This window comes from Croceivirga lutea (assembly GCF_014235875.1).
Classification (GTDB): domain Bacteria; phylum Bacteroidota; class Bacteroidia; order Flavobacteriales; family Flavobacteriaceae; genus Croceivirga; species Croceivirga lutea.
In genome coordinates this window covers 347,340-373,144 of the sequence record NZ_JACJUK010000003.1, presented here as the reverse complement: position 1 = coordinate 373,144, position 25,805 = coordinate 347,340, and the positions used below count along the sequence as shown (strand labels likewise).

26 protein-coding genes are annotated in these 25,805 nt (G+C 34.9%); 16 read left to right on the top strand and 10 right to left on the bottom strand.

Annotated elements, in window-relative coordinates; translation table 11 throughout:
* Window positions 1-2: 2 nt before the first annotated feature.
* Window positions 3-1,280 (bottom strand): branched-chain amino acid transport system II carrier protein, encoded by a 1,278-nt coding sequence (gene brnQ, locus H5V42_RS07930; RefSeq protein WP_185782602.1) that lies wholly within the window; start codon window positions 1,278-1,280, stop codon window positions 3-5.
* A gap of 237 nt (window positions 1,281-1,517) precedes the next feature.
* Between brnQ and H5V42_RS07925 the strand changes: the two genes are divergently transcribed.
* A complete protein-coding gene (locus H5V42_RS07925; RefSeq protein WP_185782601.1) occupies window positions 1,518-1,790 on the top strand; it encodes a hypothetical protein in 273 nt (90 codons plus the stop codon).
* A gap of 2 nt (window positions 1,791-1,792) precedes the next feature.
* On the opposite strand, the gene thiL is transcribed toward H5V42_RS07925, so the two are convergent.
* Window positions 1,793-2,836: a thiamine-phosphate kinase gene (gene thiL / locus H5V42_RS07920; protein WP_185782600.1), complete on the bottom strand. Its 1,044-nt coding sequence runs from the start codon at window positions 2,834-2,836 to the stop codon at window positions 1,793-1,795.
* A 56-nt stretch (window positions 2,837-2,892) separates the two neighbouring features.
* On the opposite strand from thiL, the gene H5V42_RS07915 reads away from it, so the two are divergent.
* From H5V42_RS07915 to H5V42_RS07860, 12 genes are all read left to right on the top strand, one after another.
* A complete protein-coding gene (locus H5V42_RS07915) occupies window positions 2,893-4,149 on the top strand; it encodes a choice-of-anchor B family protein (RefSeq protein WP_185782599.1) in 1,257 nt (418 codons plus the stop codon).
* 3 nt (window positions 4,150-4,152) lie between these two features.
* Window positions 4,153-5,502: a hypothetical protein gene (locus tag H5V42_RS07910; protein ID WP_185782598.1), complete on the top strand. Its 1,350-nt coding sequence runs from the start codon at window positions 4,153-4,155 to the stop codon at window positions 5,500-5,502.
* Window positions 5,503-5,606: 104 nt separating this feature from the next.
* Complete coding sequence (locus H5V42_RS07905; protein WP_185782597.1) at window positions 5,607-5,936, top strand: HesB/IscA family protein; 330 nt, start codon at window positions 5,607-5,609, stop codon at window positions 5,934-5,936.
* Window positions 5,937-5,954: 18 nt separating this feature from the next.
* Window positions 5,955-7,400, top strand: coding sequence for a Fe-S cluster assembly protein SufB (gene sufB / locus H5V42_RS07900; RefSeq protein WP_185782596.1), 1,446 nt, complete (start codon window positions 5,955-5,957; stop codon window positions 7,398-7,400).
* Window positions 7,401-7,416: 16 nt separating this feature from the next.
* Window positions 7,417-8,169: a Fe-S cluster assembly ATPase SufC gene (gene sufC, locus H5V42_RS07895; RefSeq protein ID WP_185782595.1), complete on the top strand. Its 753-nt coding sequence runs from the start codon at window positions 7,417-7,419 to the stop codon at window positions 8,167-8,169.
* Between the two features lies 1 nt (window position 8,170).
* Window positions 8,171-9,487, top strand: coding sequence for a Fe-S cluster assembly protein SufD (gene sufD, locus H5V42_RS07890; RefSeq protein ID WP_185782594.1), 1,317 nt, complete (start codon window positions 8,171-8,173; stop codon window positions 9,485-9,487).
* A 35-nt stretch (window positions 9,488-9,522) separates the two neighbouring features.
* Window positions 9,523-10,749, top strand: coding sequence for an aminotransferase class V-fold PLP-dependent enzyme (locus H5V42_RS07885; protein WP_185782593.1), 1,227 nt, complete (start codon window positions 9,523-9,525; stop codon window positions 10,747-10,749).
* Between the two features lie 53 nt (window positions 10,750-10,802).
* Window positions 10,803-11,732, top strand: a complete 930-nt coding sequence (locus H5V42_RS07880; protein WP_185782592.1) for a PorP/SprF family type IX secretion system membrane protein — start codon at window positions 10,803-10,805, stop codon at window positions 11,730-11,732.
* Between the two features lie 109 nt (window positions 11,733-11,841).
* Window positions 11,842-12,264, top strand: coding sequence for a SufE family protein (locus H5V42_RS07875; RefSeq protein ID WP_185782591.1), 423 nt, complete (start codon window positions 11,842-11,844; stop codon window positions 12,262-12,264).
* A gap of 1 nt (window position 12,265) precedes the next feature.
* The gene (locus tag H5V42_RS07870; RefSeq protein WP_185782590.1) at window positions 12,266-12,592 is read left to right on the top strand and encodes an iron-sulfur cluster assembly protein; all 327 of its coding nucleotides are present in this window, start codon (window positions 12,266-12,268) and stop codon (window positions 12,590-12,592) included.
* A 2-nt stretch (window positions 12,593-12,594) separates the two neighbouring features.
* The gene (locus tag H5V42_RS07865) at window positions 12,595-13,101 is read left to right on the top strand and encodes a DUF2480 family protein (RefSeq protein ID WP_185782589.1); all 507 of its coding nucleotides are present in this window, start codon (window positions 12,595-12,597) and stop codon (window positions 13,099-13,101) included.
* Window positions 13,102-13,175: 74 nt separating this feature from the next.
* Window positions 13,176-14,081 carry a DUF3078 domain-containing protein gene (locus H5V42_RS07860; protein WP_185782588.1) on the top strand — a complete coding sequence of 302 codons (906 nt, stop codon included), beginning with the start codon at window positions 13,176-13,178 and terminating at the stop codon, window positions 14,079-14,081.
* A 206-nt stretch (window positions 14,082-14,287) separates the two neighbouring features.
* Here H5V42_RS07860 and hflX read toward each other — a convergent pair whose 3' ends face one another.
* A complete protein-coding gene (hflX, locus tag H5V42_RS07855) occupies window positions 14,288-15,508 on the bottom strand; it encodes a GTPase HflX (RefSeq protein WP_185782587.1) in 1,221 nt (406 codons plus the stop codon).
* Window positions 15,509-15,593: 85 nt separating this feature from the next.
* On the opposite strand from hflX, the gene H5V42_RS07850 reads away from it, so the two are divergent.
* Together H5V42_RS07850 and H5V42_RS07845 are read left to right on the top strand one after the other, a co-directional pair.
* Window positions 15,594-16,544 (top strand): endonuclease/exonuclease/phosphatase family protein, encoded by a 951-nt coding sequence (locus tag H5V42_RS07850; RefSeq protein WP_185782586.1) that lies wholly within the window; start codon window positions 15,594-15,596, stop codon window positions 16,542-16,544.
* A 141-nt stretch (window positions 16,545-16,685) separates the two neighbouring features.
* The gene (locus H5V42_RS07845; protein ID WP_229665609.1) at window positions 16,686-18,875 is read left to right on the top strand and encodes a S8 family serine peptidase; all 2,190 of its coding nucleotides are present in this window, start codon (window positions 16,686-16,688) and stop codon (window positions 18,873-18,875) included.
* Here H5V42_RS07845 and H5V42_RS07840 read toward each other — a convergent pair.
* From H5V42_RS07840 to H5V42_RS07815, 6 genes are read right to left on the bottom strand one after another with little or no spacing between them, the layout of a single operon-like run.
* Window positions 18,872-19,234: a glyoxalase/bleomycin resistance/extradiol dioxygenase family protein gene (locus H5V42_RS07840; protein WP_185782585.1), complete on the bottom strand. Its 363-nt coding sequence runs from the start codon at window positions 19,232-19,234 to the stop codon at window positions 18,872-18,874. The two genes, H5V42_RS07845 and H5V42_RS07840, sit on opposite strands and share 4 nt — an antisense overlap.
* Complete coding sequence (locus tag H5V42_RS07835; protein ID WP_185782584.1) at window positions 19,234-19,947, bottom strand: 3'-5' exonuclease; 714 nt, start codon at window positions 19,945-19,947, stop codon at window positions 19,234-19,236. Before H5V42_RS07835 ends, H5V42_RS07840 begins: the two co-directional genes overlap by 1 nt.
* 28 nt (window positions 19,948-19,975) lie before the next feature.
* Window positions 19,976-20,446: a methylated-DNA--[protein]-cysteine S-methyltransferase gene (locus H5V42_RS07830; protein ID WP_185782583.1), complete on the bottom strand. Its 471-nt coding sequence runs from the start codon at window positions 20,444-20,446 to the stop codon at window positions 19,976-19,978.
* A 4-nt stretch (window positions 20,447-20,450) separates the two neighbouring features.
* Complete coding sequence (locus H5V42_RS07825; protein ID WP_185782582.1) at window positions 20,451-21,533, bottom strand: CNNM domain-containing protein; 1,083 nt, start codon at window positions 21,531-21,533, stop codon at window positions 20,451-20,453.
* 57 nt (window positions 21,534-21,590) lie between these two features.
* Complete coding sequence (locus tag H5V42_RS07820; protein ID WP_185782581.1) at window positions 21,591-22,856, bottom strand: serine hydrolase domain-containing protein; 1,266 nt, start codon at window positions 22,854-22,856, stop codon at window positions 21,591-21,593.
* 2 nt (window positions 22,857-22,858) lie between these two features.
* Complete coding sequence (locus H5V42_RS07815) at window positions 22,859-23,815, bottom strand: helix-turn-helix transcriptional regulator (RefSeq protein WP_185782713.1); 957 nt, start codon at window positions 23,813-23,815, stop codon at window positions 22,859-22,861.
* Window positions 23,816-24,030: 215 nt separating this feature from the next.
* On the opposite strand from H5V42_RS07815, the gene H5V42_RS07810 reads away from it, so the two are divergent.
* Window positions 24,031-24,513, top strand: a complete 483-nt coding sequence (locus tag H5V42_RS07810; protein WP_185782580.1) for a DinB family protein — start codon at window positions 24,031-24,033, stop codon at window positions 24,511-24,513.
* A gap of 272 nt (window positions 24,514-24,785) precedes the next feature.
* Here H5V42_RS07810 and hemB read toward each other — a convergent pair whose 3' ends face one another.
* A complete protein-coding gene (gene hemB / locus H5V42_RS07805) occupies window positions 24,786-25,778 on the bottom strand; it encodes a porphobilinogen synthase (RefSeq protein ID WP_185782579.1) in 993 nt (330 codons plus the stop codon).
* Between the last annotated feature and the right edge of the window lie 27 nt (window positions 25,779-25,805).

Here is a 25,805-nt window from a genome sequence, read left to right as displayed (position 1 = left end):
ATTTATTTGTGTTTTGTTTGTACTTGTAGAAGTATTAAACCTAAAAAGGTTACTAAAGCAGGCAGTACCCACCCCATTTGATATTTACTTAAAGGAATCCATTTTGCAAGACCTTGAATAGCCTCACCAAATCCAATACTTCCTAAAAAATCAGGTAAGCTAAAGAAAACTGTTACCAAAACAACCCATTTAAATACGCTCTTTGTTGCCAAGCGTTCTGGTAAATTGTTTAATAGAATTAAGACAATGGTAATAGGATATATTAGCATTAATGCAGGTACAGCAATTGCTATGATGTAACCAACGTTAAACTGTCCTATTAAAATACCTAATATACAGCTTAAGATTGCAGTAATTGTATACGCTTTTTCTGAATTATTTAGTCTACTTTTTGAAAAATCAGAAGCGCCTGTAATTATACCTACTGCTGTTGTAAAACAAGCAAGACTCACTAGAATACTTAAAAAAATAGTGGCTTTATCTCCGAGTGTTTCAAGACTAATAGCATTTAAAAGATTACTTCTTGTAATGTCAGTATCAAATGATTTTTGAAATAAAGCACCTGTGTAAATTAGGCCACCATATACCAATAAAAGTGCAATTGCAGCCCATAATCCGCCTTTGGCAATTAGTTCTCTCTTTGCCTCAAAAGTTTCATGGGTGTGTTTTAGATTAATAGATACAATAATTACACCACCAACAACAACGGCACCAATAGCATCAAATGTTTGATAGCCTTCTAAGATGCCCATGGCCAGTGCATTATTTAAAGTTGAAGGTTGATAGGTAAATTCAAAAGAGAAAACAGCTATGCCAATTATTGCTAAAAGAATTAAGAAAATTGCCGGAGTAAGAAATTTACCGATGAGGTCTAAAATTTTTGATCTATTGAGAACAAAGATTAAAACAAGTACAAAGAAGATACTGCTGGTTAGCCAAGTTGAAGATGTAAAAAAAGGAGCAATTGCCATTTCATGAGTTACAGAAGCTGTTCTTGGTGAAGGCAATGCAACAGAAATCACATAAATAATTACAGCATAAATAAGGCTGAAATTGGGCGATACCTTTTTAGCAAAATCAAATAAAGTGCCTTGTAATCTTGCATGTGCTCGTATACCCAATAAAGGAATAAAAACTGCAGAAAGTAAAAAACCCAATAATAACACAAACCAATCTACTCCACCTTTAAAACCAAGCATTGGGGGTAAAATAAGATTGCCGGCCCCAAAAAATAGAGAGAACAGGGCAAACCCTATCAAAAGCACATTTTTTTTGAACATTTTCTTGCTAATAATTTGTTAAAAAAATACAAAGCTGTATATTTCCACGTATAAGAAATTGTTGAATTTGCTTTCTAAGCAAAGCAAAATTTAACTAAATACCAATTTATTACATAAAATAATACTTAGATTAAAACCGTTACGTATAATACTAATGCCTAATTGGTTAAAAATGAACAAATAACAATTGTAAAATTCTGCCCCAATTGAATCTTACAATCAAAGAACTAAAAACTTATGCCTAAAACTACTTCCCCCGAGGGTGGTAAAATTTCCGGATTTTTCTGTCAGTTATTCGGCCACCGTTATGTTATTTCAAAACAAGTTACTAGTCACGTAAAAGAATATCGTTGCGCACATTGCCACAAAGAGGTCACTACCAGTGCCGAGGGTAAACTTGCAATTTTGACTGAAAAACTCAAAACAGTAAATGCTACCTTACATGAAATGTATGTAAAGCGTAATCGTAGGTTGGCTCCTATTAAACAACCTAAAAGGCGTGTTGCATAATCTTAACTAAAAGAATTCCAACCCCTTGCTTTCAATTCTATTTTCTCGTTTCCTCGAGTTACTAGATGTGCTCCTTGGTCAGCATCTGTCATATGACCAATTACTGTAAGGTTCGGATTGCCTTTTATTTTATCATAATCTGCTTGCGCAATTGTAAATAACAATTCGTAATCTTCACCTCCACTTAAAGCTACCATTGTGCTATCTATAGAAAATTCTTCTGCAGCATTTATAACTGTTGGGTCTAAGGGTATTTTTTCTTCAAATAAATTACAACCCAAATTGCTAGAATTACATAAATGTAAAATTTCAGAAGATAATCCATCGCTTATATCAATCATAGCAGTAGGTTTAACTTCTAACTTTTCTAGAATGGTTACAATATCTTTACGAGCTTCGGGTTTTAATTGTCTTTCTACAACATAAGAGTAGGGTTCTAAATCGGGCTGGTTATTAGGGTTTACTTTAAAAACTTCTTTTTCACGTTCCAAAACTTGTAAACCAAAATAAGCACCACCTAAGTCTCCAGAAACTACAAGTAAATCATTAGGTTTAGCGCCAGAGCGGTAAGTGAGTTTGTCTTCATCAACAATACCCATTGCTGTAACGCTAATTAGCATACCTTTTGTAGATGAGGTGGTATCTCCACCTACCAAGTCTACATTGTAAATTTTGCAGGCCATAGCTACACCAGCATAAAATTCTTCTAAAGCTTCAAGAGGAAATCTGTTTGAAATGGCAATAGAAACTGTAATTTGTGTTGCCAAGGCATTCATGGCATAAATGTCAGATAGGTTTACTATTACTGCCTTGTAGCCAAGATGTTTCAACGGCATATAGGCTAAATCAAAATGTACACCTTCAATCAGTAAATCTGTAGAAATAACGGTTTTCTTGGTTTTAAAATCAAGAACAGCTGCATCGTCACCAATACCTAATTCAGTGGTTTCTTGGTTTAGCTTAAAATCTTTGGTAAGATGTTTTATTAGTCCAAACTCACCCATTTGTTCTAACGGCGTAAGTTGTTTGTCTTTGTTCTCTAGCATTTTGCAAAGGTAATGGCTAAAATTAATTTGTAACTTTACTTTAAACTGTTTTTGCTATGAAATTTTCAGCTACCACCCTACTTTTCTTAGGGTTAGTATTTTTGTATTCTTGTGATAAAAATGAATCTCCTTCTACACCAACCAATATCACAGATGATGATCAATCTATGTCAGATGATGATATTGCAATAAGTTCAAAAACGCCTTGCGAGAATGGTATGGCACTTATGTATCCTTGTAACGGTTTTGATTTATTGGCTCTTGTAAGCTTGAATACAATGGATGCTGAATTGGCTAATGATGTATGGGGTTGGAAAGATGAACAAACAGGGGTAGAATATGCTTTGGTAGGTTTAGATAATGGTACGGCATTTATAGATATCTCTGCTGATGAACCTATTTATTTGGGAAAACTATCTACCGCAACTACTAATAGTATATGGAGAGATGTAAAAATCTATGGCAACCATGCCTTTATAGTTTCAGAGGCTAGTAATCATGGCATGCAAGTTTTTGATTTAACAAAGCTTAGAAATGTAGCTAATGCACCAGAAACATTTACCCAAGATGCTTATTATTCTAATATTACCAATGCTCATAATATTGTAATTAATGAAGACGAAGGCTTTGCCTATCCTGTAGGCACTGATAGATTAGATGCTTACAATGGAGGCGTTCATTTTGTAAATATTCAAGACCCATTAAACCCTACCCCCGCAGGTGGCTATGGGGTAGATGGGTATTCTCATGATGCTCAAGTGATAACTTATAACGGCCCAGATACTGACTATGTGGGAAGAGAAATATTCATAGGCGCCAATGAAGATGTTGTTGCTGTAGCTGATTTTACAGACAAGAATAATCCTGTTGCTATTTCATCTTTAAATTATTCCCAATTGGCCTATACACATCAAGGTTGGTTTACAGAAGACCAACGTTTTTTCTTGTTAGGTGACGAACTAGATGAGGTTAACTTTGGGTTTAATTCTAGAACATTGGTTTTTGATATGCAAGATTTAGACAATCCGGTTTTACACACGGTTTATTTGGGTTCTACAGCAGCAATCGACCATAACGGCTATGTTTTAGGTGATGAGTTTTATTTGGCAAATTATACCGCTGGTATGCGCCTAATTGATATCACAGATATTGAAAATGGAAATCTTAATGAAATAGGATTTTTTGATACTTATCCACAGAATGATTCTGCTCGTTTTGATGGGGTCTGGAGTGTGTATCCCTATTTCGAAAGTGGTAAAATTTTGATTAGCGATAGCAATTCAGGTTTGTTTATTGTTACAAAATCAGAATAGAAGATGAAAAATGCCTTATATTTTATTTGTGCTATTCTTTTCATGTCTTGTATCGATGATTCGTACACCGTAGAAGGCGTTGACTCAATTCCGGCTAGCTTTTCAAATATTGAATACATTAAAGGTATTGGAGGTTCTGGTGATGATACGCCTAGATCTATAATTTCGACTAGTGATGGCGGTTTTGCAGTTTTCGGTTTTACCAATAGCATAGACCAAGACCTAAGCACAAAAAATTTAGCGGTTAACGACTATTGGCTTTTAAAATTTGACGCCGCAGGAAAATTACAATGGCAAAAGACGTATGGGGGTAGCCGTGATGATAAAGGGCAAGCGGTTGTACAAACTTCAGATGGGGGCTATGCTATAACCGGCTATGCGCAAAGTTCAGATGGCGATGCCAGTAATAATGAAGGTTTTCATGATAACTGGATTTTAAAACTTGATGGCTCAGGAAATATTTTATGGGAAAAGAGTTTTGGATTTTCTGGCCATGACCACTCTTATGATTTGCTTGAAACTATTGATGGGGGTTTATTTTTCTCTGGGTTTTTAGATGTTACCTCATCAAATGGCGAAGGAGCTACTGAGAAGTCTAGCTTAGCTGCCCACGGGGTTGGTGAATTTTGGGGTACAAAAGTAAATGTTGCCGGTGAATTAGAATGGCGCAAATATTTTGGAGGAACTAATAACGATAGAGCTTATGCAGCTGTACATGGCCATGATGGCGGTTATGTAATGGCTGGGTTTACAGAAAGTGATGATTTTGATATCTCCAACTCTAAAGGAAGTTACGATTTCTGGGTAGTAAAAATTGATAAAAATGGAGCGTTGGAATGGGAACAATCTTTTGGAGGAACTGGCATAGACCAAGCCCAAGACATTTCAAAAACAATTGATGGCGGTTATTTAATTGTTGGAAATACCTTTAGTGAAGATGTTCAAGTAACTACAAACTACGGTGTTTCTGATATTTGGGTAGTTAAAATAGATGGTGTTGGAAATCTATTATGGCAAAAAAGTTTTGGGGGTTCTGGTTTTGATGCCGCTCATAGTATTAAACCTTCAAAAGACGGAGGTTTTTTGGTTGCAGGTAATTCAAAAAGCTTTGATGGTGATGCCACTCAAAATTTTGGTGAAAATGATTTTTGGGTGTTCAAAATCAATCAAGATGGTCAATTGTTATGGCAACAAAGTATAGGCGGTACTGGTCTAGATTTTGCCTATGATGTAATAGAAACTTCTGACAGCTCCATACTATTAGTTGGTGAAACCTCAAGTACAGATTTTCCAATGGTTGAAAACAAGGGAGGACAAGATCTGGTTGTCTTGAAATTAAAGGCGAATCAATAGCATAAAAAAACCTTATTAGCTCATTCGTTATAATAATGTTAGGGATAATAGTAAAATGCTACTAATGCGGTATATTTGTGCACTTTTTAATAGATTGATAATACATGATTAAAGTTTCTGAACAAGCTCGCAGAAAAGTAGTGGCTTTAATGACCGAAGAAGGTTTTGATGCCACCAAAGACTTTGTGCGTGTTGGTGTTAAAAGTGGTGGCTGCAGTGGATTATCATATGAACTAAAATTTGATGAAGCTACTTTAGAAGGCGATAAGGTCTTTGAAGATAATGCAGTTAGAATAGTTGTAGACAAAAAGAGTTTTCTCTATTTGGTTGGTACAACATTGGAATATTCTGGTGGTCTTAATGGTAAAGGTTTTGTTTTTAACAATCCTAATGCACAAAGAACATGCGGATGTGGTGAAAGTTTTTCACTCTAAATATTGAACTAAGAGAACATGGCTTATACCGAAGAAGAATTAAAAAAAGAGTTGGAAACCAAAGAATATGAGTATGGTTTCTACACAGATATTGAGTCTGATACACTTCCTAAGGGTTTAAATGAAGATATTGTTAAGGCAATATCTCTTAAGAAAAATGAGCCTGAATGGATGACAGAATGGCGACTAGAAGCTTTTCGTATTTGGCAAGAAATGGAAGAGCCAGAATGGGCTAATGTTACTTATGAGAAACCTGATTTTCAGGCGATATCATACTATTCAGCTCCAAATAAAAAACCAAAATACGAGAGCCTTGATGAGGTTGACCCTGAGCTGTTAGATACCTTTAAAAAATTAGGTATTTCTTTAGATGAACAAAAAAAGTTAGCTGGGGTTGCCGTTGATGTGGTTATGGATTCTGTTTCTGTAGCAACTACGTTTAAAAAGACCCTTGCAGAAAAAGGAATCATTTTTTGTTCCATATCTGAAGCTATTCAAGAGCACCCAGATTTGGTAAAAAAATATATTGGCTCCGTTGTACCTCAAAAAGACAATTTTTACGCAGCATTAAATTCTGCAGTTTTTTCTGATGGTAGTTTTTGCTACATTCCTAAAGGAGTGCGTTGTCCAATGGAACTTTCTACCTATTTCAGAATTAACCAAGCAGGTACAGGTCAGTTTGAAAGAACATTGGTAGTTGCAGATGAAGGTAGTTACGTAAGTTACCTTGAAGGTTGTACAGCACCAATGAGAGATGAAAATCAGCTGCATGCAGCTGTAGTAGAATTAATTGCGTTAGATGATGCAGAAATTAAGTATTCTACCGTTCAAAACTGGTTCCCTGGTAATAAAGAAGGAAAAGGTGGAGTTTTCAATTTTGTTACCAAAAGAGGACTTTGCGAAAACAATGCTAAAATATCTTGGACACAAGTAGAAACGGGTTCTGCAGTAACTTGGAAATATCCTTCTTGTGTTTTAAAAGGAAACAATTCTATTGGAGAATTCTATTCCATTGCCGTTACTAACAACTATCAACAAGCAGATACAGGTACTAAAATGATTCACCTTGGTAAAAACACCAAGAGTACCATTATTTCAAAAGGAATTTCTGCGGGTAAGTCACAAAATAGTTATCGAGGTTTGGTACAAGTGAACAGTCGCGCTGAAAATGCACGAAATTTTTCGCAATGTGATTCTTTACTAATGGGTAATGAGTGCGGTGCGCATACATTTCCGTACATAGAAACCAAAAATAAATCAGCTCAAATTGAGCATGAGGCTACAACTAGTAAAATTGGTGAAGACCAAATTTTCTATTGTAACCAAAGAGGTATCGATACTGAAAAAGCTATTGCTTTAATTGTAAATGGTTTTAGTAAAGAAGTATTGAACAAGCTCCCTATGGAGTTTGCAGTTGAAGCACAAAAATTATTAGAAATAAGCCTAGAAGGTTCTGTAGGATAATTAATCGAAAAAGAAAATGCTTAAAATAAACGATTTACACGCCGGTATTGAGGGTAAAAAAATATTAAAAGGAATAAATCTTGAGGTGAAACCTGGCGAAGTACACGCTATCATGGGTCCAAACGGTTCAGGTAAAAGTACCTTGGCTTCGGTTATTGCTGGTAAAGAAGAATTTGAAATTAAAAAAGGAAATATTGAACTAGATGGCGAAGATATCGAAGAAATGGCTCCAGAAGAGCGATCTCATAATGGTATCTTTTTATCATTTCAATATCCAGTTGAAATTCCAGGTGTTTCAGTAACTAATTTTATTAAAACAGCCATTAACGAATCTCGCAAAGCACAAGGCTTAGAAGATATGCCCGCTAACGAAATGCTTAAAAAGATTCGTGAAAAGGCAGAATTGTTAGAGATTGATAGAAAATTTTTGTCGCGATCATTAAACGAAGGTTTTTCTGGTGGTGAAAAGAAAAGAAATGAAATCTTTCAGATGGCAATGCTAGAACCTAAACTGGCCATTTTAGATGAAACAGATTCTGGTTTAGATATTGATGCTTTGCGTATTGTAGCCAATGGTGTAAACAAACTACGTGGTTCAGATAATGCTATCATTGTTATTACGCACTACCAACGTTTGTTAGATTACATTGTTCCAGATTTTGTTCATGTTTTACATGATGGTAAAATTGTCAAATCTGGTGGTAAAGAACTAGCTCTAGAGTTAGAAGAGAAAGGTTACGATTGGGTTAAACAAGAAACGGTTGCTTAAGATGGATTTAAAAGACAAATTGGTTTCATCCTTTATGGCTTTTGAAGACGGTATTGATGTTAATGACCCTGTTCACGACATTCGTTCTGAAGCCATTAAGAATTTTGAAACAAAAGGTTTTCCTTCTAAAAAAGAGGAAGCTTGGAAGTATACTTCATTAAATAATTTACAGAAAATAGACTTTAGTGTTTTTCCTAAGCAAGAAAGCGCTTTAGAATATAAAGACATTAAAAAGTATTTTCTACATGAGATAGATACCTACAAAATAGTTTTTGTTGACGGTATTTACAGTAGCTATTTATCTGAAACCACACATGATGGTGTTGATGTTTGCCTTATGAGTTCGGCATTAACAAAGCCCATGTACCGTCAGATTATTGAGTTGTATTTCAATAAAATAGCTAAAAAAGAGGATTCTTTAACCTCTTTAAATACGGCGTTTAGCAAAGAAGGCGCTTACATTTATATTCCAAAGAATAAAGCACCTAGAAAACCAATTCAAATTTTACATTTAGCAACTGGTAATGAGGCATCTTTGATGCTTCAACCAAGAAACTTAATAATTGCTGAAGAAAATGCTGAAGTACAAGTAATAGAGCGTCATCAGAGTTTAACTTCTAATGAAGTATTTACAAACTCTGTAACTGAAATTTTTGCGGCTAAAGATGCCCGTGTAGATTACTATAAATTGCAAAACGATAACGCAAACGCTTCTTTAATTGATAACACTTATATAGACCAAAAAGATAATAGCGTTGTTCGTGTACACACCTTTTCTTTTGGAGGTAAACTTACCCGCAATAATTTGAACTATTATCAAAATGGTGAACGTATAGATTCAACGCTTAAAGGGATAACTATTTTAGATGGCAAACAACACGTTGACCATTACACTTTAGTGCATCATGCGCAGCCGAATTGTGAAAGTCATCAAGACTATAAGGGTATTTATGACGGTAGTTCTACGGGCGTTTTCAATGGTAAAATTCTTGTAGACAAAATTGCCCAAAAAACAGACGCTTTTCAACAGAATAATAATGTTTTAATTAGCGATAAGGCTACTTTAAATACAAAACCACAATTAGAAATATTTGCAGATGATGTAAAATGTTCTCACGGTTGTACTATAGGTCAGTTAGATGAAGATGCTTTGTTTTATTTACAGTCTAGAGGTATTCCTAAAAAGGAGGCAGGGGCACTTTTAATGTACGCTTTTGCAAACAATGTTTTAGAAAGTGTTCGAATACCAGAACTTAAAGCAAGGGTCAATAAACTAATTGCGAATAAACTTGGGGTAAGACTCGGGTTCGAATTATAAAATTTAAATTCCCGCTTCAGCGGGAATCTTTTTTTATGGCTAACACTACTCTTGATATACAAACAATTAGAAAAGATTTCCCTATTCTTAATAGAGAAGTTAATGGTAAACCATTAGTGTATTTTGATAATGCAGCAACATCACAAACACCACAACAGGTAATAGATGTAATTGTAGCATATTATCAAAATTACAATGCTAACATTCATCGTGGTGTACATACGTTGTCACAAGAAGCTACTGATGCTTATGAGCAAGCGCGTAAAAAAATTCAAAATCATTTTAATGCAGCTAAAGCTCATGAGATATTATTTACTTCGGGCACTACTCACAGTATCAATTTAGTGGCCAATGGCTTTGCTACTATTCTAGAAAAAGGTGATGAAATTTTGGTTTCTGCTTTGGAACATCATAGTAATATTGTGCCGTGGCAAATGCTTTGTGAGCGCACAGGTGCGGTACTCAAGGTAATTCCAATGAGTTTAGATGGCGAGCTAATAATGACAGAATTCTATAAGCTACTGTCTTCCAAAACAAAACTTGTTTTTTGTAATCACGTCTCAAATGCCTTAGGAACTATAAATCCTATCAAAGAAATTATTGATGCTGCACACAATGTTGGAGCAGCTGTACTAATAGATGGTGCTCAAGCAGCCCCGCATAGAAAAGCAGATGTACAAGCCTTAAATGTTGACTTTTATACCGTATCTGCACATAAAATGTGCGGTCCAACAGGTGTTGGCATGCTTTATGGTAAAGAAGAGTGGTTAAAAAAATTACCACCGTATCAAGGTGGAGGTGAGATGATAGCGGAAGTAACCTTTGAAAAAACTACTTATGCTGATTTACCTCATAAATTTGAGGCCGGTACACCAAATATTTGTGGCGGAATTGCATTTGGAGCAGCAATTGACTATATGAATTCCATCGGTTTTGATGCTATTGCAGCTTATGAGCATGAATTACTTACCTATGGTACCGAAAAACTCCTAGCCATTGATGGTTTAAAAATTTATGGCCCTAAGCAACACAAAGCATCAGTAATTTCATTTAATATTGAGGGTATTCATCCGTACGATATAGGCTCTATTTTAGATAAATTAGGTATTGCTGTAAGAACAGGGCACCATTGTACCCAGCCAATTATGGATTTTTATCAAATACCTGGTACGGTTAGAGCTAGTTTTAGTTTTTACAATACCAAAGAAGAGATTGATGTCTTAGTGGCAGGTATTGAACGTGCTAAAACTATGTTATTGTAGTGTCGTAGATTTTCGTTAACAATAGGATTTATATTCTTCCGTTTTTGCTTTAGGTGAGAGATACAATCGCAATCATAGCGCTATTTTTAGTATTTACGCTAGTAAATGCACAACAGTATAATGAAGCTGAGAATATTGAGTTTTCTCAATATATGTACAACTCGTTTACCGTAAATCCGGCAATGACGGGTATCGAAGGCACTCCTAATTTTACCATTAATTACCGCACCGAATTAATTCGAGATTTTAACCACTACACTAGAGAAGCTGCTTTAGTTAGTTTTCCGGCTAAAAAGAAACTGGCTTTTGGTTTTTCAATTATTAATGATGAGTTTGATAATATTCAATACACCTATTTCGACTTGGCTTCTGCCTATGTGTTAAAGCTGGCAAATGATTCTGATGTGTCTTTTGGGTTAAAATTAAGGGGTAACTTATTGGACCACCGTTTTCCAGAGACGGCAAGTAGGCCTTTACAAGATTTTTATAACGGCTTAGTAAATAGATTTGTTTTTAATATAGGAGCCGGAGTAGTATACAGTAATGATTGGTTTTTTGCTGGTGCCTCGATACCTAGTTTTTTAAACACTTTGCATTATGATATTGGTGAATTACAAGTAGATACAAGAAAATTGCCAATTGTTTTTCACAGTGGATATGTATTTTTATTAGGTAATGATTTCTCGGTAATGCCAACCTTTTTTACCAGATTTCAAGACAAAGAACAAGCGGATATTGATTTAGGGTTGAACTTTTTAATGAAAGACAAGTTTGGTGTAAGTGGAGTATATCGACTAGGTGACTCTTACAGTATTTTCACAAACTTTCAAGTATTTGATTCGTTATTGGTGAGTTTTGGGTATGGTAATCAAACAAGTCTTAGAACAGAGGGCCTAGCCATAAGTAATGACGGTATTTTTCAAATAACACTTCGTTATGAAAACGTTTTAAAACGTGGCAGTAAACTATTTACACGTTTTTGATTCAATATTTAAAAGACTTCTGTACCTTTTTACAATGCAATTTGTTGTAAGGTTTTGCTAATGTTTTGATTCCCTTTTTAACGAATTGTATTTTTACAAAAAAAATAACATGACCATTTCTGAAATACAAAACGAAGTTGTAGATGAATTCTCAATGTTTGATGATTGGATGCAGAAGTATGAGTACATCATTGAAATGGGTAAATCTTTACCCTTGATTGATGAAAACTACAAAACAGATGATAATATAATCAAAGGTTGTCAGAGTAAAGTTTGGGTACATGCAGAATTAGATAAAGACAGACTTGTCTTTACAGCAGATAGCGACGCTATAATTACTAAAGGTATAATTGCCGTGCTTATTAGAGTGTTTAGCAATCAAAAACCTCAAGAAATTATTGATGCGGATACTGATTTTATTGATGAAATTGGTTTAAAAGAACATTTGTCTCCAACTAGAGCCAATGGGTTAGTAAGTATGATAAAACAATTGAAACTTTACGCCGTAGCGTATCAAACACAATTAAATTAAAATGAGCGAAGAAACTATAGATACAGAAGATTTAGGCGAGAAAATAGTTCGAGTGCTAAAAACTATTTATGACCCCGAAATACCAGTAGACATCTATGAATTAGGACTAATTTATGATGTGTTGGTTAATGAAGATAATGAGGTAAAAATACTAATGACCTTAACTTCACCTAATTGCCCTGTAGCAGAAACATTGCCAGTGGAAGTAGAAGAAAAGGTGAAGTCTATTAACGAAATTAAAGATGCTGAGGTTGAAATTACATTTGACCCCACATGGACTCAAGATTTAATGAGTGAAGAAGCAAAATTAGAGTTAGGATTACTTTAAATATGGCTGAAGAAATTATAAATAGGGTAGCACAAAGCAAACTAATTACGTTTGATTTAGAAGAGCACTTTCCTCCAGGGCAACGCCTTGTTTTAGACATTTCTAATTGGTTGTTTGAAGGTTTACTTTTAAGAGAAAAAGAATTTAGAAAATTAGTAAACGCGCATAACTGGGAACAGTATCAAGATACCTATTTAGCCTTAACCTGCAGTACAGATGCCATTATTCCTGGGTGGGCTTACATGCTCATAGCTTCGCACGCAAATACCTTTGCCAAAAAAGTTATTGTTGGTAGTTTAGAAGAGTTAAATACGTTGCTTTATGCAGAAATTCTAAATTCTCTTGATATATCACAATTTAAAGATAAGCCTGTAATTATTAAAGGTTGTAGTAATAAACCAGTTCCCCAAAATGCTTATTTAATGGCAATTGAAAAGATACAGGCAGTTGCCAAAAGCGTAATGTACGGCGAGGCTTGCTCCTCAGTTCCTCTTTTTAAAAGAAAATAAATCTAACATACGTGTGACTTTTTATACATTTGCGCGTCTAAAAATCGATGAACAGTAATCTAAACACATTAATCATGAAAAAGATTTTTGCATTAATTGCCTTTTGTTTTGTAGCAAATTTTGCTGTGGCACAAACAGAAGATGAGTTAAAAACCACTTTAAAAGAAAAACAGGATTCTATTGCGGCTATACAAGGTAGAGCAGATGCAATACAAGCACAAATTGATGCCCTACCCGGGTGGAAAACTGGCGCTTTTGGTACTATAGGGGGTAGCCTTTCAAATTTTAATAACTGGTTTGCTCAGGGCACTCCTAACAACAGTTCTGGTAATATAGGTATTACAGGAAACGCTTTTGCTAATCTTCAAGACGATAAGTTTTTTTGGAATAACTCTTTAAACTTAAATCTTGGTTGGGTTAAATTAGATAATAAAGATATTGATACTGACTCAGAAGATTTTGAAGCATTGACAGATGTTTTTCAACTTACTTCATTATACGGTAGAAGATTGAGCGATAAATTCGCAATTTCTGCCCTTGGAGAATACAGAACTACACTTTTAAATAACTTTAATGATCCCGGTTATTTAGATTTGGGTGTTGGTGCTACTTGGACTCCAATTACTAATATGGTAGTTGTAATTCATCCTTTAAACTACAATTTTGTTTTTGCGGATAACGATTCTGTTTTTGAATCTTCATTGGGCGCAAAAATTGTTGCTGATTACACTCGTAAGATTGGAGCTATTGGTTTTAAAACTAACCTTTCTGCATTTTTAAGCTACGAAACAAGTGATTTAAGCAACTGGACTTGGGTTAATAATTTCTCATATACGTTATGGAAAGGTATTGGCGTTGGTTTTGATTTTGGTTTACGTAATAGTAGACAAGAAGCAGCCAACTTTCAAGGTGTAGCATTAGAAGATGCAGATAATGAATTACAGTCATTTTATACCGTAGGCTTGAGCTACTCATTCTAGTAAAAGAGATATATATAAACAAGAAAGCCCCGATATTTCGGGGCTTTTTCTTTGCAGTTAAGTTTGGTTGGATGGTTATTTAGTTAGACATAACGATATTTGGGGGAATCATTACAGTGTCAAATGTAGTTTCTGTTTTTGAAACGCTATCTTTTTTGATGTAAAATGAGCTATTTCTGTGGTAAATCAGAGAAATCTTTAAAATCTTATTCTTGAGAATATTCATCTAAATTTTCTGGATATAAAAAGTTGTTGTACGGAAAACGGGTCACATGAATTTCTCGCACTTTCTGATAAACTTTTTTTCGAAACTCATCAAGGTTCTCTTTATTTAGCGCAGATATAAAAAGCACAGCATCTCCCATTTTGTTGAACCATGTTTTTTTCCATTCATCAAGGGTAAAATGCGCAGTTGTTCTTTCAGTAACCAAATCATCTTCATCTAATTGCTCGGGTTGATACTGATCTATTTTATTAAAGACCATAATGGTAGGCTTGTTTATACTTTTAATATCTTCAAGAATAGCATTTACAGAATCAACGTGCTCTTCAAAATTTGGGTGAGAAATATCTACTACGTGTAACAATAAATCAGCTTCCCGCACCTCATCTAAAGTACTTTTAAAGCTTTCTACAAGTTGTGTTGGTAGTTTTCGAATAAATCCTACTGTATCACTTAAAAGAAAGGGCAAGTTGCCTAATACCACTTTACGAACCGTTGTATCTAATGTGGCAAAAAGTTTATTTTCAGCAAAAACCTCACTTTTACTAATCACATTCATTAAAGTGGACTTTCCAACATTGGTGTAACCTACTAAGGCAACACGTACCAAAGCACCCCTATTGCTTCGTTGGGTTTCCATTTGGCGGTCTATTTTGGTGAGCTTCTTTTTTAATAACGCAATGCGGTCTCTTACAATACGTCTATCAGTTTCAATTTCTGTTTCACCAGGACCTCTCATACCAATACCACCTCGTTGTCTTTCTAGGTGTGTCCATAAACCCGTTAGCCGAGGTAATAAATATTCATATTGGGCTAGTTCAACTTGTGTTCTTGCGTAACTTGTCTGCGCTCGTTGGGCAAAAATGTCTAGTATTAGTCCTGTACGGTCTAAAATCTTACATTTTAGCAGTTTTTCAATGTTGTTTTGTTGCGCAGGGGTTAGTTCATCATCAAAGATTACAGAACCTATTTCATTCTCTTTTACGTAAGTTCTAACCTCTTCCATTTTACCGCTACCGATATAGGTTTTTGGATTGGGTACATCAACTTTTTGAACAAAACGTTTAGTTACCTCTCCACCCGCAGTATAAGTTAGAAATTCAAGTTCATCTAAATATTCATCAACTTTTTCAGCAGTTTGTTTTTGATTGATAACACCAATTAAAACCGTTTTTTCGTATTCTATTGATTTTTGTTCTAGCATATATTTTATTGGAATGGCAAAGCTAAACAATGTTTATGATGCATTTTGTATTTTTCAACTTTTAGCAGTTAACGCAGAAAAGTAGATGCAGCAGAAAAACACCTATGGTATAGCCTTTTACAATTTAGAAAACCTTTTTGATACAGTAGATGACCCACATTTACTAGATGATAATTTTACTCCAAAAGGTTTTAATAAATGGAAAGATAAAAGGTATCGTAGAAAATTAAAAAAATTAGCCTATGCCATTTCAAAAATTGGCGAATATGATATGGTGGCTCCTCCAATTCTATTAGGAATCGCTGAGGTTGAAAATAGCAATGTTGTTCGAAAACTAATAACGCAAGATGCATTAAAAAATGAACCTTATGATTTTGTTCATTTTGATTCTCCTGATGAAAGAGGTATTGACACAGGATTAATTTATAATACCCGTCATTTTAAAGTGCTTTCTTCAGAAACAATGCCTTTACTCATAACCAATGGTTTTGGTAAGCGAGATTATACTAGAGATATCTTATACGTTCATGGTGAGTTGAATGGTGAGGAGGTGCACATTTTTGTAAATCATTGGCCTTCTCGTAGAGATGGTGCTTCAGCAACTGAATATAAGCGTGTAAAGGCCGCTAAATTGATTCTTCAAAAGATTGAAACTATACAAGAGTCGCCCGAATCGTTAAACTGTATAATCATGGGAGATTTTAATGATGACCCTAATTCTGCAAGTATAAAATACCTAATGCAATCAGGGTTATTTATTAATCCTATGCAAAAATTATTATCACCGTATTCTGGAAGTGCTAAGTATAAAGGCAAATGGAATTTATTTGATCAAATTCTTATTTCTCATAGCTTTTTAAATTTAGAAAAAGGTACACATACATTTGAAAAAGCGAGAATTTTTGCTCCGGATTTTTTAAAAGAATGGAAAGGTAAATACAAGGGGAGTCCGTTTAGAACATTTGCTGGCAAAAAATATCTTGGAGGTTATAGCGACCACTTTCCAGTTTATTTGATTTTAAAATATTTTGAATAGTCTTACATCAAATAATGTATGATTTACAACATAGGTAAGAAAAAACCTACGTAATTCATCGAATTAATCCTTCATTTCATCTAACAAAAGTGGTAGATTAAATAAGTTAGCTATCCCAAATCTAACATAATCTACTGTTTTATGACTATCGCATTTGTCCACAAAATGCTTTTTAAAAATGTACATAATTCCTTACTCGGGATATTGTTTGCATTTACTTGTATAGTCAGTGCACAATCAAACGCTGTAGAACACACCACTTCTTACAATGCGGAAGTTTTAAATCAATTAAAAACTGAATTTAAACTAGAACAAAATAAAATTGATAAAAAAATAAATAGCTATTTACTAGATAAACAAATTCCTAAATTTCAAAAGGCTTCAAATGGTAATACCATAAGTGTTCTAGATTTTGATGCTGCTGGGGAACCAATCTTTTATACCACATTAGTTTCAATTAGTAGTATAAATACAAGAGCTAATCATTTGTATTGGAATGGTAGTTTAGATTTGGGTATTTCAGGTGAGAACATGACAATGGGTATTTGGGATGCTGGTAGTGCGTTAGCATCGCATCAAGAATTTAGTACTAGAATTTCCACTTCTGAAATTGATATTGAGGTTGATAACCATGCCACCATGGTTACTGGTATAATCTCTGCAACTGGCATAAACGAAAAAGCAAAAGGGGTAGCGTATGATGCGGAAGTTTTAAGCTTTGATTGGACTAATGACAAAACTGAAGTTATTGATGCCGCCCTAGACGGTTTATTAGTTTCTAATCATTCTTATGGGATTAAAACTTCAAATGTACCAGACTGGTATTTTGGTGCCTATTTGCCAATTTCGAGAGCTTGGGACAAAATTATGTATAATGCACCTTATTATTTAATGGTTTCTGCTGCTGGTAACGCCCAACAATCAAAACACAACCAAGAACCGATTTCTGGTAAGAGTGAAGATGGCTTTGATTTATTGGTTGGTTTTACAACAGCTAAGAACGGACTTGTAGTCACTAGTGCACAGGCTGAGTTAGACGATAATGGAAATTTAATTAGTGCTAAAACCACTAGCTATAGTAGTTACGGACCAACAGATGATGGCCGTATTAAACCAGATTTAGCAGGTGATGGTGCAGCGGTGTATACAACTACCTCCACTAATAACTCAAGCTATGGAACATCTATTGGAACTTCAATGGCTACTCCAGGTGTATCGGCGTCGCTACTACTTTTACAACAATATTACGAACAACTGTTTGGCTCTTTTATGAAAGCGGCTACACTTAAGGGCCTAGCACTACATACTGCAGACGATGTTCTTGCTCCTGGTCCTGATTATAAATTAGGATGGGGCGTTTTAAATACCAAGAAGGCAGCACAATTTTTACAACGGGTAGACTACAGTACTTTTTTAATAGAAGAAAGATTAGGCGAAGAAAACACTTATTCCATTACGGTAGAAGCAAAGGGTAATCAGCCCCTAACGGCATCTTTATCATGGACAGATGTAGAAGGTGAGTTACAAGAATCAGGTAAGGCTAATGATTACAAATCTAGATTGGTGAACGATTTGGATGTGCGTATAACTAAAGACGGTGAAACTTTTTATCCATGGAAATTGAATCCTTCAAAAGCCAATTTACCTGCTTTTAAGGGTGACAACACGGTTGACCCTTATGAAAGAATCAATATTGAAAATCCGGAAGGTTTCTATACCATAACAGTTACTTATAAAGGAGAATTAACAAATGCACTACAAGATTTTTCACTCTTAGTTTCTGGAATCAAAAACAGCAATTGCAATATTGATGTACCAACTGACTTTAAAATTGCAGCCGTTACTGATAACGGAGGAACATTGCTTTGGAATAAATCTGATGAAACACTTTATGAGGTTCAATATAAAGCAGAAGATGATGAGTTATGGGCAGTACAAGCTTTATTCGATAATAGATTTGAACTTTTAGGATTACAAAAAGGCGTACGCTATAAGGCAAGGGTTAGAAGTGTGTGTAGTGAGAATTTAGTATCTGAATTTTCAGAAGAAATTAGTTTTGTTTTTGATGGCGGAGCTACACAAATAGGTGATGCAACCCAATGGGAAAAAATGCAATTAGTACTTTACCCAAACCCAGTTGAAAGCGAGTTGATGATTGCTACAGAGCGTTCTCGAAATACGTACTATCAGGTTTTAGACCAGGCTGGTTTTATTATTAAACAGGGTAGGTTTCAAGGTTCTGTAAAGGTTTCAGACCTAGCTTCAGGAGTATATTTTATTTCTATTCATGATGAAGGAAAAACAAAAACAAAGAAGTTTATTAAACATTAAGACACGTCTTTAACTATATAAATGCTGTTTTGGTTTAAATCATAAAAACCAAATTCATGGGTCCCCCAGGGGGTATTTAATCGTAATTTATCTTTGGTTACCGTACCTCTTCCCATGAATTCTTCAAAAATGGGGTATATATCTTTTACAAAAAGTTTAATTACTGAACCTCCAAGTAACGGGTCATCATTGGTGTCTGCATGCCATTGTAGATGAATGCATAAATGGTCTCTTTTCAACCCAGCATACATTTCATCACCAAAGACGGCTTCAAATCCAGTATATTTTTTATGCCAAGCAATATCATTTTTAATATTTAATGATGGTAAGACTGGTTCAATCTGAATAAAGTTAGACACTACACTTTCTTAATTTCATTATCAGCTAATAATTCATCTCCCCGTAAGCGTAAAAACACTTGAGCTGTAGTAACAACATCTAGCTCACAATAGGTAACAATTCGTTCCAAATCGTTTTCTTTATAAAATACATCACGCACCATGCTACCATCCATATCTTCTTTAGGGGAAGGAATGCCCAATACATTTGCCATCAATTTTAAAGAAGTATAGTGTTTATAATCTCCAAACTTCCATAGTTCCATGGTATCTAGGTGAGGAACTTCCCATGGTTTTTTACCAAACAAATCTAATTTGTAGGGTAATGTAACACCGTGAATAAGCATTCTACGGGCTATGTACGGAAAATCAAATTCTTTACCGTTATGCGCGCAAAGTAAATGTTTGGCTTGATTAAAATGTTGATTGAGTACGTTTCTAAATTCTTTGAGTAAAGAGATTTCTTCACCTGAAAAACTAGTGACTCTAAAGTTTCTAATGTCACCTTTAAAAACAAAGTAACCTACAGATATGCATACAATTTTACCGAACTCTGCCCAAATACCTGCACGTTTGTAAAAGTCGTCTGCACTTATTTCTTCTTTTCGTTGATAGGCCGTCTTTTGTTCCCAAAGTTGTTGTTTTTCTTCAGTTAGCGTAGAAAATTCTTTAAACTCTGGTACGGTTTCTATATCTAGAAACAGTATGTTTTCTAATAGTATTCTGGTTAGCATTTAAGAAAGTTACAAAAAACTTTAGTTGTTAAAACAAGCTTTGTTGTTTAACCGGACTTTCGTGATTTAGTAACCATTTTTTACGATGTAGGCCACCTGCATAACCCGTTAAATCACCATTACTACCAATTACTCGGTGACAAGGAATAACAATCCATAAGGGGTTCTTACCATTTGCGGCAGCAACGGCTCTAATGGCTTTTACATCGCCAAGGGTTTTTGAAAGTTCTAAATATGAGGTGGTTTTGCCGTAAGGAATTTGTTGTAAAGCGGTCCAAACTCGCTTTTGAAAATCGGTTCCTTGTGGATTAAGCGTTAGGTCAAAAGAAGTTCGTTTGCCTTCAAAATATTCTTGTAATTGATATACAGCATCCTGTAATACTTCAGGTACAATATCAGATTGCAAGTCCTCGTCGAATACAGTTATTGAAGCAATTCCATTTTCATTACCTTCAATCTGGGTAAATCCTAAGGGGGTGTTTAAAATGGCTGTTTCCATAAGGTTATTCTTCGTCTGGACTTTGCTCTGGAATCAAGCCCAAACGTTTAGCCCTAGTTTCCCAGTTTTTGCGAGCAAGTACTTGTAAATCTTCAACATTATCCATCTCATCCATAATTTCTAAACCTAAGAGTGTTTCAATAACATCTTCCATGGTTACCAATCCACTAACGGAACCATACTCGTCTACAACCAAAGTTATTTGTTCTTTTTTCTCTACAAACATTTTTAGTAAATCTGGGATAGGCTTGGTTCTGCTAGACACCAACATTTCTCTTTTTATTGTGCCCAACGGATTTTTTCCTTCTTTGTTTACAATGGCTTCAAGCATTTCGTCTTTTAAGATAAAACCAGTAATGTTATCAGCTCTGTCTTTAAAAACAGGAATTCTAGAAAACCGCAATGGTTTGTTAGCCTCGAAGAAATCTGCAATTGAGGTGTCTTCAGATGCAATTTTCATAACTGTTCTGGGAGTCATTACATCTTTTGCTAATATTTCATCAAAAGACAATAAATTCTTTATCACTTTTGATTCTGACTCTTCAAAAACACCTTCTTCATGGGCAATATCTGTCATTGCAGAAAAGTCTTCTCTACTTAGTACGCTGCCGTGTTCACCTTTAGAGCCTATTAATTTGGTGAATAGTTGTAAGACCCAAAGTAACCCGGTCCATTTCATGATAAATACCATGATATTTAAAGCTTTAGCAGTAAAATTTGAGAGTTGTTTCCAATAAGTTGCTCCAATTGTTTTTGGAATAATTTCAGAAGCTACTAAGATTAAAATCGTCATTACGGCAGATATAATAAATACCCCATAACCTTCCCCATCACCATATAAAACCTCTGCCTGTCCACCAACTAAAATTGCCCCAACGGTATGGGCAATTGTATTAAGGGTTAAAATAGCAATTAAAGGTTTATCAACGTCTTTCTTTAATTTCTCTAGTTCAAAGGCAAATGCTTTACCCTCATTCTTTTTTACATTAACAAAAGTTGGTGTTACACTAAGCAAAACGGCTTCTAGAATGGAACACAGAAATGAAAAAAAGATTGAAATAACTGCGTAAAAAATGAGTAGACCCATAGAATGTTTAATTGCGATAAAAATAGCCAAAAAATAGTTTGACTAGGGTTATTATTGCTACTCAATTAAGTAATCATAACATAACTGATGCAATTTGGTTCGAATATTTAAGGCATAAAGGTTCCTATTTGCTCTTGTGGGGTATACTCTATTAGAAAGAAAGATAAAAATAAGTTGGTGTTCAGGGTCAGCCCAAACAAATGTTCCTGTAAATCCTGCATGGCCAAAACTAGAGGTGCTTGCAGATGGGGCGGGGTAGGCTTTTGAGAGGGGAATGGTATCATTGCCTAATAAAGGTTTGTCAAATCCTAGCCCTCGTCTGTTATCATTTTCAGGAAATTGAATTTTGGTAAATTCTTTTACCACACTTTCTGATAGTAGGCGTTGATTACCCAATTTTCCAAAATTCTGGTATAGCAACATAATTTTAAATAGATCATCAGCAGTTCCAAAAAGTCCGGCATTGCCAGATATACCACCAAGTAGTGCCGCGTTTTCATCGTGTACCCAACCTTTAGTTAAGGTATGTCTAAACAAAGTGTCTTGTTCTGTTGGAACAATTTGGTTGGGATAGCTTTTTTTCATTGGCAAATAACCTAAAGTAGTTGCTCCCACTGGTTGATAAAAATTATTCTTAAGATATGCAGTATATGTTGTACCGGTAAGGTCTTCTATAAGTTTGGGGTAAATTAGAAAAGATAAGCCGGAATACCTATAGGTTTTATCATCAGAAACGTTAGAGCGGTTGATGTTACGGTACACTTTATTCTTAAATCCATCTTTGATATAGATAGCTTCGTAAGCTTGTGTTGAATACCTTTTTTGAGGTGTAGACCTAACAAAACGCTTTTTTAGCTTTCCATTTTTCTTTGTTACTTTAGTAAGAAATACAATATAAGGCGCTAAACCTGCTTGGTGTGCCAATATTTCTCTTAGTGTAAGTTCTTGTTTGTTTTTTCTTTTTCTCCAGGGTTTCCAGTACTTTGAAAATGGTTCGTCTAGGTCAACAAATCCTTCATCAACAAGTTTCATCAATGCTGGTAAAGCACCTGTAATTTTAGTTACCGAGGCTAAATCATACAAATCAGTAATATTCACTTTTTGTACACTGTCATAGGTATGATGTCCAAAGGCTTGATGATAAACTATACTATCATTTTGAGCTACTAAAAGCTGTGCGCCGGGGAATGCTTCATTGTGTATACCATTTGTTATAATTGAAACAATCTGATACTCAAATTGTTGCTTGCTAATGTTTTGTGCGTTTATAACTGTATTGAAGCACAACAAACAAATCAACAATATGGAGTGTGTGAATTTCATTTTTAAGCTAATCGTGCTTGTTGTTTTTCAATTAAACTTTTAATTCTGTGTTTTAATGAATCTGGTTCTAAAATACGGGCATAATCGCCAAAAGAAATATACCATCTAGCAAAATGATTCTCTACATCATCAACCATAAAAACCATTTCTAATTGAGTGTCATGTTTAATTTCAGAAACAAAACCTAAACTTTTACGACTTCCTTTTAAATATTTTGCAATTCTTTTATCTACTAAAATTCGCACTTTAGTTTTTTGACTAGGTTGTTTGTCTCGCAATTCGTCTACAGACTTATGACTTTGTAAAAAAGGCGTGTTGGTTCGCTGAATGTGATGAATTCTGTCTGTTCTAAATTGCCGATAAGCTTGTCTTAACTGGCAATAGGCTAAAACATACCAAAAGTTATTTTCATTAAAAACCCCTACAGGCTCTAGAATCCGTTCAGTTGGTTTGTCTGCCTGTATAGATTCATAGTTTACTTTAACTTGTTTTTTCTCGGCTATACTTTCGAATAGAACTTCTAAAGCGTTTGGTACGGCAGTATTAAATATTTCTTGCGAAGGTGAAATTTGTATTTGATTTTCAAGACTTTCAATCCAGTCTTTTTCTGCACCCCGAAGCACTGATTTTAATTTAAGCATGGCAGATTCATGATAAGCACCTAACGACTTATCAGTAAAATTTTGCATTAGTTTTTCTGCGGCTACAAAACTACCCGCTTCTTCTTTGGTAAACATTACAGGCGGTAACCGATAGCCATCCATTATAGAATAACCAATGCCTGCCTCACTCACTATAGGAACTCCTGCAGCCTCTAAAGTTCTAACATCTCTGTAGATGGTTCGTAGACTAACTTCAAAGCGATCGGCTAATTCTTGGGCTTTTACAATACGTTTAGATTGCAATTGAATTAGGATTGCAACAATGCGGTCAAATCTTTTAACAGTATCCATACCCATAAGTAAGTGGCCTATATTCCAAAGATAGGATTTCAGACTAAAGTCTACAGGCCTTTTGTTTTTCATAAAAATATATCTAATGTGCTAAGCTATATGTACCTAATGACAACCGTATGTCAGGTGCTTTTTTAGAATTTATTTTTTACTACTGACAAAGGGCTGTCACTAGTCACTTTTAGTTTTGTTGCTGTAATCAAAAATAAACTCTTTAAATCATGGAAAAAACAGTAAATGAAGTAATTACAAAAGACCAACTTTTAAAAGATTGGCAAGCGCATAGAAGATTAACTAGAAAGGTTATTGAAGCTTTTCCTGAAAAAGAATTTTTTAATTATTCAATTGGTGGAATGCGACCATTTTCTGAAATGGCTATGGAACTTTTAGGTATTGCTGAACCAGGTTTGCGAGAAATAGTAACTGGTATTTCTGCTGAACTTAATGAACAAATGAATCACGAAAATAAAAAGCAGAATATTCTTGAAGCGTGGGATAATGCAACTCAAAAGATTAATGCGCATTGGGAAAAAATAGATGCAATTGATTTTAATAAAGAAATTATGTCTTTTGGTCAGTTTCCTGGCACGGTACAGTCGGCTTTAGCCTACTTTATTGAAAACGAAATTCACCACCGAGGACAAGGCTATGTGTATTTAAGGTCTTTAGGTATTGAACCGCCATTGTTTTACGAAAGAGATTAAAAATGAAAACAGTATTGGTTTTTAAAACTTCTGTACGGAATAAAGGGAGTATTAATCTATTAACCCCCTACTTAAACCGATTAATCAATAAAAACGGACACTGGAATTTTGACTTGGAGGATTGCGATAATATCCTCCGGGTTGAAACTCTTAGCCCTGACCCAAATGCAGTTTCTGCGTTGTTAAACAGGAACGGATTTAGTTGCGAAGAACTCTTGTAAACAGTAATCAACCTCTTAATCTGCGTTGCTATTTACAACAAAACTAGATTATTAGTGGTCTAATAGCCGAACAACATCTTTTGCAAAATAAGAAGCTATAATGTTTGCGCCAGCACGTTTGATAGCTGTTACCTGTTCTAACATTACGGCATCATGGTCTAACCATCCTTTTTCAGCAGCAGCTTTTAGCATAGCATACTCTCCTGAAACTTGGTAAACAGCAACAGGTACTTCAACCTCATTGCGTATTTCTCTAACAATATCTAAATAACATAAACCGGGTTTTACCATTACAATATCAGCACCTTCATCAACATCCATTTGGGTTTCTTTAATAGCTTCATACCGGTTGGCATAATCCATTTGATAGGTTTTCTTATCCTTAGGCACGTCTTTAATAGCAACAGGTGCAGAATCTAAGGCATCTCTAAATGGCCCGTAAAACGCACTAGCGTATTTAGCAGAATAACTCATAATTCCGGTATTGGTAAATCCTTCATCTTCTAACGCTTCTCTAATCGTCAGAATTCTACCATCCATCATATCACTAGGGGCAACAACATCGGCTCCTGCTTTGGCGTGGCTAATGCTCATTTCTGCTAAAACATCTGAAGTTTCATCATTTAAAATCTGACCTTCGGCCACAATACCATCATGCCCGTAAGTTGAAAAAGGATCTAAAGCTACATCAGTCATAACCAGCATACTTGGGCAGGCATTTTTTACTGTTTTAATAGCACGCTGCATTAATCCATCAGCATTAAGAGCTTCGGTTCCTTTATTGTCTTTTAAATTATCTGGTACCTTTACAAATAACAAAACTGAGCACAAACCCATTTGCCATAATTCTTTTACCTCTTTTTCTAAATTATCAAGACTTAGGCGATAATAGTTTGGCATTGATGTAATTTCTTCTTTTACATTTTTGCCTTCAACGACAAACAGAGGAACTAAAAAATCATCTGGAGTGATAATGGTTTCACGAACTAATCTTCTAATAGCTTCTGATTGACGTAATCTTCTGTTTCTTATAAGTGGATACATTGTTCTTTTGTTATGAGTATTAAGTTG

Bases quoted from the DNA above. Each gene is read 5' to 3' on its own strand.
- brnQ (WP_185782602.1), bottom strand. From the start codon at position 1,280: ATGTTCAAAAAAAATGTGCTTTTGATAGGGTTTGCCCTGTTCTCTCTA.
- H5V42_RS07925 (WP_185782601.1), top strand. From the start codon at position 1,518: ATGCCTAAAACTACTTCCCCCGAGGGTGGTAAAATTTCCGGATTTTTC.
- thiL (WP_185782600.1), bottom strand. From the start codon at position 2,836: ATGCTAGAGAACAAAGACAAACAACTTACGCCGTTAGAACAAATGGGT.
- H5V42_RS07915 (WP_185782599.1), top strand. From the start codon at position 2,893: ATGAAATTTTCAGCTACCACCCTACTTTTCTTAGGGTTAGTATTTTTG.
- H5V42_RS07910 (WP_185782598.1), top strand. From the start codon at position 4,153: ATGAAAAATGCCTTATATTTTATTTGTGCTATTCTTTTCATGTCTTGT.
- H5V42_RS07905 (WP_185782597.1), top strand. From the start codon at position 5,607: ATGATTAAAGTTTCTGAACAAGCTCGCAGAAAAGTAGTGGCTTTAATG.
- sufB (WP_185782596.1), top strand. From the start codon at position 5,955: ATGGCTTATACCGAAGAAGAATTAAAAAAAGAGTTGGAAACCAAAGAA.
- sufC (WP_185782595.1), top strand. From the start codon at position 7,417: ATGCTTAAAATAAACGATTTACACGCCGGTATTGAGGGTAAAAAAATA.
- sufD (WP_185782594.1), top strand. From the start codon at position 8,171: ATGGATTTAAAAGACAAATTGGTTTCATCCTTTATGGCTTTTGAAGAC.
- H5V42_RS07885 (WP_185782593.1), top strand. From the start codon at position 9,523: ATGGCTAACACTACTCTTGATATACAAACAATTAGAAAAGATTTCCCT.
- H5V42_RS07875 (WP_185782591.1), top strand. From the start codon at position 11,842: ATGACCATTTCTGAAATACAAAACGAAGTTGTAGATGAATTCTCAATG.
- H5V42_RS07870 (WP_185782590.1), top strand. From the start codon at position 12,266: ATGAGCGAAGAAACTATAGATACAGAAGATTTAGGCGAGAAAATAGTT.
- H5V42_RS07865 (WP_185782589.1), top strand. From the start codon at position 12,595: ATGGCTGAAGAAATTATAAATAGGGTAGCACAAAGCAAACTAATTACG.
- H5V42_RS07860 (WP_185782588.1), top strand. From the start codon at position 13,176: ATGAAAAAGATTTTTGCATTAATTGCCTTTTGTTTTGTAGCAAATTTT.
- hflX (WP_185782587.1), bottom strand. From the start codon at position 15,508: ATGCTAGAACAAAAATCAATAGAATACGAAAAAACGGTTTTAATTGGT.
- H5V42_RS07850 (WP_185782586.1), top strand. From the start codon at position 15,594: ATGCAGCAGAAAAACACCTATGGTATAGCCTTTTACAATTTAGAAAAC.
- H5V42_RS07845 (WP_229665609.1), top strand. From the start codon at position 16,686: ATGACTATCGCATTTGTCCACAAAATGCTTTTTAAAAATGTACATAAT.
- H5V42_RS07835 (WP_185782584.1), bottom strand. From the start codon at position 19,947: ATGCTAACCAGAATACTATTAGAAAACATACTGTTTCTAGATATAGAA.
- H5V42_RS07830 (WP_185782583.1), bottom strand. From the start codon at position 20,446: ATGGAAACAGCCATTTTAAACACCCCCTTAGGATTTACCCAGATTGAA.
- H5V42_RS07825 (WP_185782582.1), bottom strand. From the start codon at position 21,533: ATGGGTCTACTCATTTTTTACGCAGTTATTTCAATCTTTTTTTCATTT.
- H5V42_RS07820 (WP_185782581.1), bottom strand. From the start codon at position 22,856: ATGAAATTCACACACTCCATATTGTTGATTTGTTTGTTGTGCTTCAAT.
- H5V42_RS07815 (WP_185782713.1), bottom strand. From the start codon at position 23,815: ATGGGTATGGATACTGTTAAAAGATTTGACCGCATTGTTGCAATCCTA.
- H5V42_RS07810 (WP_185782580.1), top strand. From the start codon at position 24,031: ATGGAAAAAACAGTAAATGAAGTAATTACAAAAGACCAACTTTTAAAA.
- hemB (WP_185782579.1), bottom strand. From the start codon at position 25,778: ATGTATCCACTTATAAGAAACAGAAGATTACGTCAATCAGAAGCTATT.